Raw genomic sequence first — 2,219 nt, 5'->3', positions numbered from 1 at the left:
GAGCCATGAACACTTCATGACGACCACTTTTCCCAGTTCTTGGTAAAAATGAGCTCCATGAACATTTCATAACTACCGTATTCATTGACTCATAGTAAAAACAGTCGCCATGAGCAATTCATGACGAGCGTTTTCACTTTCCCATAAACAAAACCAGTCTTAATTCTCAACATGAGCAATCTTGGAAGCTTTAATCAGCTCTTTAATTCCATCAAGATCCCCTCGTTCCAAGAGCTCAATGATTTTGCTTCCGACAATAACGCCATCACAATATTGGTTCATTTCCTGCACATGTGTTGGGGATGCTATCCCAAAGCCAGCCAAAATAGGCAGGTGACTTACGCTCTTAACCTTTTGCAAATGCCCCCCAAGCTGTTCATTGAAACCTTTTCTTGCTCCAGTTATCCCATTAACTGTAACGGCATATAGGAAACCGCGCCCTTTGCTGGATATTTCTTGAACCCGCTCTAACGGACTCGTTAATGTTACGAGTCTAATGATCTCAATACCAGCCTTTTCTGCGTAAGGAGCAATAAGATCTTCCTCTTCTATCGGCAAATCAGGTAAAATCAACCCATCTACACCTGAACGGGAGCACTCATCCAAAAATGAATGAATGCCGTAAGCCATGATCGGATTCATATAAGTCATAAAAATTAGTGGGATATGTACAATTGGGCGTATTTCCGCAATGGCCGCCAATATTCCCCTCAATGTCGTTCCACTTTCAAGAGCTCTAATGCCGGCTTGCTGGATAACGGGCCCGTCAGCTACAGGATCAGAAAAGGGAATCCCAATTTCAATCGCCGTTGCTCCTGCTTTTTCTAAAAAAGTAATCCGTTCTGCCAAACTATTCAGTCCGCCATCTCCAGCCATAATATAAGGAACAAAAGCCTTCTCGTTATTCTTCCCCAAGACTTGCATCACTTTTTCAATCCTGTTCATTTCTCAATCCCTCCTAATCTTGCTTTTACCGTTTCCACATCCTTATCGCCTCGGCCTGATAAGCAGATGACTAATCCTTCATCCTCCTTCATTGTTGGGGCCAGCTTTAATGCATAAGCAACTGCATGGGAACTTTCCAAAGCGGGAATAATTCCTTCTAACCGACAAAGGAACTGTAAGGCTTCCATTGCTTCTTCATCGGTAATAGATTCATATTTCACCCGGCCAATATCTTTTAAATAACTGTGCTCAGGTCCGACACCTGGGTAATCAAGCCCGGCTGAAATGGAATGGGCCTCTTGAATTTGTCCATCTTCATCCTGAAGTAAGTACATGAGTGCGCCATGAAGAATTCCTGGTTTTCCTTTTGTCATTGAAGCTGCATGCTTTGAAGTATTTAATCCTAATCCTGCCGCCTCTACCCCATACAACTGAACATCTTCATCTTTAATAAATGGATAAAACATCCCCATAGCATTGCTTCCGCCACCGATACAGGCTACAATTGCCTCGGGAAGCTTTCCTTCTTTTTCTATAAATTGCTGCTTCGTTTCCTTCCCAATAACACTTTGAAAATCACGGACAATCATCGGAAAAGGGTGCGGCCCCATTACGGACCCAAGAATATAATGAGTATCCTCCACATTCGTCACCCAATATCGTAACGCCTCATTGACAGCATCTTTAAGGGTTGCACTGCCTGACTCAACACTGACAACCTTTGCACCTAGAAGCTCCATTCGAAACACATTCAGCTGCTGTCTGCGAATGTCCTCAGCTCCCATATAAATAATGCATTCTAAATTAAGAAGTGCACAGGCTGTTGCGGTAGCCACTCCATGCTGTCCTGCCCCTGTTTCGGCAACAATCTTTCGTTTCCCCATTCGGGCGGCCAGTAATGCCTGACCTAAGGAATTATTAATTTTATGTGCGCCTGTATGGTTTAAATCCTCACGTTTTAAATAAATCTTTGCCCCTTGAAGCTGATTTGTTAAGTTTTTGGCAAAGTACAATGGCGTTTCCCGTCCAACGTAATCTTTTAGAAGATCATTTAGCTCGTTTTGGAACTCTGGATCTTCCAGCGATTTTTTATATTCTGTTTCGAGTTCAAGAACTGCTTGCATTAACGTTTCTGGCACAAATCTTCCCCCAAATGCACCGAAATGTCCACGTTCATCAGGTAATGTATAGGTTGTCATAATAGTTCCTCCCATTGTCAGGCAAATTTTCATGTTTATCAGCCAGTTCTGGTACTTTATCAGCCAATTTTTACG

At 42.8% G+C, this 2,219-nt stretch carries 2 protein-coding genes; both read right to left on the bottom strand.

Going from position 1 to position 2,219, the window contains the following annotated elements; genetic code table 11:
- Positions 1-159: 159 nt before the first annotated feature.
- The gene (trpA, locus tag V7127_RS21145) at positions 160-945 is read right to left on the bottom strand and encodes a tryptophan synthase subunit alpha (RefSeq protein WP_335489344.1); all 786 of its coding nucleotides are present in this window, start codon (positions 943-945) and stop codon (positions 160-162) included.
- Complete coding sequence (gene trpB / locus V7127_RS21140) at positions 942-2,144, bottom strand: tryptophan synthase subunit beta (protein WP_335489341.1); 1,203 nt, start codon at positions 2,142-2,144, stop codon at positions 942-944. The genes trpA and trpB overlap by 4 nt, the downstream gene beginning before the upstream one ends.
- Positions 2,145-2,219 lie beyond the last annotated feature (75 nt).

It is taken from the genome of Bacillus sp. JJ1773 (assembly GCF_036962035.1).
In the GTDB taxonomy this organism is placed as follows: Bacteria; Bacillota; Bacilli; order Bacillales; family Cytobacillaceae; genus Cytobacillus.
This window is presented reverse-complemented; position numbering and strand designations above follow the sequence as displayed.